We start from the raw sequence: 4299 nt of genomic DNA, 5'->3' as shown, positions 1-4299 counted from the left end.
CGTTACCGGCCGTTCGCGGACCCTCCACCCCGCCCCCCCACACCCGCCGGGCCCCCGGCGCCCCGGGAAGCGCTGGGGCGTTAACACCCCCCCCAAGCTGATGGAAAACCCCCCCCCCCCCGGGGGAGCGGCCTGCGGTCGTCGGGGGCGTTGTGGTCAGCTCTTGCGGGTGCGGTTGGCGGGCTCGCCGCTGGCCGGCTTGCGACCGGCCGGCTTCGCCGTCGCCGCCGGTTCCCGACCGGCGAACTGGGGCAGCCACGCCAGCATCTCCGCCCGGAACGGCGCCTGGGCGCCCAACTGGCAGAGCACCCCGATGGTGCTCAGCGTCACCCGATGGATCAGCAGGTACGCGGGCGGCAGGTTCAGTTGCTTGCCCAGGTTGTAGGCGGGCGAGCGCGGATCGGCGATCCGGGCCGCCTGCGCGCGCATCCAGGCCCGGGTGAAGTGGAAGCTGTCCACGGCGGCCGGCTCGATGATCGGCCGCAGGTAGTCCAGCACCGCGTCCGGGTCCAGTTCGATCGAGGGCTTGACGAAGCCCTCCTCGCGCAGCATCTTCAGCACGCCCGCCGCGTCGCCGTCCAGGGCCATCCGCAGCGACGCCCCGATCGGCGCGGGCAGCCCGCCCGGCAGCCGGTCCACCGTGCCGAAGTCCAGCACCCCCAGCCGCCAGCCCGACGCCGGGCCGTCGTCCTTCAGCAGCCGGAAGTTGCCCGGGTGCGGGTCTGCGTGCAGCAGGCCGGTCCGGGACGGGCCCGCGAACAGGAACCGGGCCAGCAACTGCCCGGCACGGTCGCGCTCCTCCTGGGTGCCGCCCGTGATCACCTCGGCCAGCGGGGTGCCGTCCATCCACTCGGTGACCAGCACCTGGTCGGCCTGCGCCACCACGCCGGGCACCACGATGTCCGGGTCGCCGGCGAACTCCTCGGCGTGGCGGCGCTGAGCCTGCGCCTCCAGCTCGTAGTCCAGTTCCTCCGACACCCGTTCGCGCAGCTCGGCGATCAGCGGCTTGATGTCCAGCCCCGGGATCAGCGGGCCCAACAGCCAGGCCACCCGGCTCAGTTGCGTCAGGTCGGCGAGCAGCGCGTCGCCCGCGCCCGGGTACTGCACCTTGACCGCGACCCGGCGCCCGTCGTGCCAGACGGCCCGGTGCACCTGCCCGATCGAGGCGGCCGCCGCCGGCCGGTCGTCGAACTCCCGGAACAGCTCGCGCCAGCCGTCCCCGAGCCGCTGGGCGAGCGCGGTGTGCACCTTGGCGGCGGGCATCGGGGGAGCGGCGTCCTGCAGCTTGGTGAGCGCGGCCCGGTACGGCCCGGCGACCTCCTCGGGCAGCGCGGCCTCGAAGACGGACAGCACCTGCCCGAACTTCATGGCCCCGCCCTTGAGTTCACCCAGGACTTTGAACAGCTGGTCGGCGGTGGCCTGCTGGAGCTCGGCCGTCACCACCTCGGCGGAGCGCCCGCCGATGCGCTTGCCCAGACCGAGCGTGGCGCGTCCGGCTATCCCCAGCGGCAGGGCGGCGAGCCGTGCCGTGCGGGTCACTGCCTTGCGCGGAAGATCGCTCACCCGGGCCTCCATTCCCTGGCCCCCCGACACCGGACGGCCCACCATCACTAGGCCATTGTGCCCGCTCCCCGCCCCGCGACCGCCGGTATTTCGCCAGGCGGGGAGGGGACGCCCGTACGAGGGCCGCGACCGCTGTCCCTTTGCGGGGGAGTTGGACGGCTTGGTCCGGTCGGCCCGGCGTGGTGGGCGGGCGGTGGCTGCGCGCCGAGTGGAGCGCCCGCGGGTCGTCCGGCTGGCGGGTCAGCGGGTCAGCGGGGCAGACGGAGGGCCAGGCCGTCCAGGACCACGGCGAGGCCGTAGGCGAACTTGGCGTCGCGCGTGGCGGCCGGGTCCGGGTCCGCGGAAGCGGCCGAGTAGGCGGCGGCGAGGTGGGCGAAGCCCGCGGTGGCCTCCCGGGCGGCGGGCATCAGCCGGGCGATGAACGCGGCCTCGCTCTCGCCGGCCCGGGCGACGGTGGTGAGCCAGGCCGCCTCCGTGGTGCTCATGCCGACGACGTAGGAGATGACCGTGTCGATCGCCCGGACCGGCTCGGGGAAGCCGGCCGAGGTGAAGAAGGCGGTCAGCCGCTCGCCGTAGGACAGCAGGTTGGGGCCGAGGTGGGCGAGGCCGGCCTGGCCGAGGACGGACGACAGCCAGGGGTGGCGCAGGGCCGTCGCCCGGAAGGCGCCGGCGGCCTCGGTGGCGGCGGCGCGCCAGTCGGGGCTGTCGGCGGGCGGGAGGGTGATCTCGCCGAAGACCTCGTCCACCGCGAGCTCCATCAGCTCGTCCTTGGTCGCCACGTGCCGGTACAGGGAGGTGGCGCCCGCGTTCAGCCGGGTGGCGAGCTTGCGCATGCTCAGGGCCTCGATGCCCTCGGCGTCCAGCATGGTGATCGCCTCGCGGACGATCGCGGCCCGGCTGAGTGCGGGCTGGTCGGGCTCGCGCTGCCGACGGGCCCATACGGACGGGATCGGGTTCGTTTCGGCGGCCATGGCGGCTCCCCTTCCCTCTGCTCCTGCTTCGCTGCGTACACCGTTCGCATTGAGCGTACAGGAGTCGGATATTGCGCACGCCGTTCCGACATGCGTACAGTGTGCGCAACGAAGGAACGGGGTGCGCACCGGGGGAACGGTGTGCGCAGAATGGAGGGGTGGCTGATGACAGCGCTCAACGCGACCGAGGGCCGCAATCCGCACCGCTGGTGGATCCTGATCGTGCTGTGCCTGAGCTCGCTCGTCCTGGTGGTCGACAGCATGGCGCTCACGGTCGCCGTGCCCTCGATGACGGCGGACCTCGGCGCCAGCGCCCAGGACACCCAGTGGATCCTCGACTCCTACGTCCTGGTCTTCGCCGGGCTGCTGCTCACCGCCGGCAGCCTCGGGGACCACTTCGGCCGCCGGAAGATCATGATCATCGGACTGCTGCTCTTCGGGGCGGCCTCCCTGGCGGCCACCTTCTGCACCAACCCCGGCGAGGTGATCGCGGCCCGGGTCGCCATGGGCGTCGGCGGATCGCTGATCATGCCCTCGACGCTGTCGATCCTCATCACCGTCTTCGACGAGGACGAGCGCAACAAGGCGATGGCCGTCTGGAGCTCGGTGGCGATGCTGGGGCTGGTCGGCAGCCCGGTCCTCGGCGGCGTGCTGATCAACCACTTCTCCTGGCACTCGATCTTCTTCATCAACGTCCCGGTCGTCGCCCTGGCGATCCTGGCCGGCCTGCTGCTGATGCCGGAGTCCAAGGGCCCGTGGCAGAAGCCCGACCCGCTCGGCGCGGTGCTCTCCGCGGCCGGCATGACCGCCCTGGTCTGGTGGATCATCGAGATCCCGCAGCACGGCGCCTTCGGCGGCCAGTCCCTGGTCACCCTGGCCATCGCGGTGCTCGCGCTCGGTGGGTTCGTGGCGTGGGAGAACATCACCTCCGCGCCCATGGTTCCGCTGGCGCTCTTCAAACACCGCAACTTCAGCGGGGGCTCGCTGTCGCTGACCCTGGTGCAGATCGGCAACGGCGGCCTGCTGCTCGTGCTCACCCAGTACCTGCAGTTCGTGCTCGGCTACTCGCCGGTCAAGGCGGGCCTCGCGTTCGTGCCGCTGGCCATCGCCGCCCTGGTCGGCAACGGGGTCGGCGCCAAGTTCGCCGCCACGATCGGCAACCGCCTGCTCATCCTCACCGGGATGCTCGTCATGGCCGCCTCCTTCGCCCTGCTGACCACCGTCACCGCCGGCACCGGCTTCACCGTCCCGGCGGTCGCCCTCGGGCTGCTCGGCCTCGGCGCGGGCCTGGCGATGCCGGCGGCGGTGGGCGCGCTGATGGGCACCATCCCGCCGGAGCAGGCGGGCGTCGGCTCGGCGCTGAACGACACCATCCAGCAGGCCGGTACCGCGCTCGGCATCGCCATCCTGGGCTCGCTGCTGTCGAGCGGTTTCGCCGCCGAGATGCCCGCCGGGATGCCGGAGGAGGCGAAGCACTCCGTCGGCGGGGCGCTGGCGCTGGCCAACGGGGACGCCGGGCTCGTCCGGACCGTCCGGGAGGCCTTCACCTCGGCGATGTCGACGACCTTCACGATCAGCGCGATCGGGGTGCTGGCGGCGGCGGTGGTGGCCACGCTGGTGATGCGCGACCGGAAGGCCGGGACGGCGGCGGGGGAGCCGGTGGCCGGGGCGTCGGTGGAGGACACCGGGATCGCCGCCTGACTCCGCTGGACCTGGCTGGTCCACCTCGCTGCGAAGGCCGGGGGCCCGGGGGGGGCCCGGCCAC

At 73.1% G+C, this 4299-nt stretch carries 3 protein-coding genes; 1 reads left to right on the top strand and 2 read right to left on the bottom strand.

The window, feature by feature from the left end; genetic code table 11:
* Positions 1–156: 156 nt before the first annotated feature.
* Both ACFV6D_RS36580 and ACFV6D_RS36575 read right to left on the bottom strand, forming a co-directional pair.
* The gene (locus ACFV6D_RS36580) at positions 157–1563 is read right to left on the bottom strand and encodes an ABC1 kinase family protein (protein WP_380563040.1); all 1407 of its coding nucleotides are present in this window, start codon (positions 1561–1563) and stop codon (positions 157–159) included.
* A 248-nt stretch (positions 1564–1811) separates the two neighbouring features.
* Complete coding sequence (locus tag ACFV6D_RS36575) at positions 1812–2534, bottom strand: TetR/AcrR family transcriptional regulator (RefSeq protein WP_380563038.1); 723 nt, start codon at positions 2532–2534, stop codon at positions 1812–1814.
* 165 nt (positions 2535–2699) lie between these two features.
* On the opposite strand from ACFV6D_RS36575, the gene ACFV6D_RS36570 reads away from it, so the two are divergent.
* The gene (locus ACFV6D_RS36570; RefSeq protein ID WP_380563036.1) at positions 2700–4235 is read left to right on the top strand and encodes an MFS transporter; all 1536 of its coding nucleotides are present in this window, start codon (positions 2700–2702) and stop codon (positions 4233–4235) included.
* The last annotated feature ends 64 nt before the right edge of the window (positions 4236–4299 follow it).

The sequence above is a fragment of the Kitasatospora sp. NPDC059812 genome (assembly GCF_042732075.1).
Classification (GTDB): domain Bacteria; phylum Actinomycetota; class Actinomycetes; order Streptomycetales; family Streptomycetaceae; genus Kitasatospora.
This window is presented reverse-complemented; position numbering and strand designations above follow the sequence as displayed.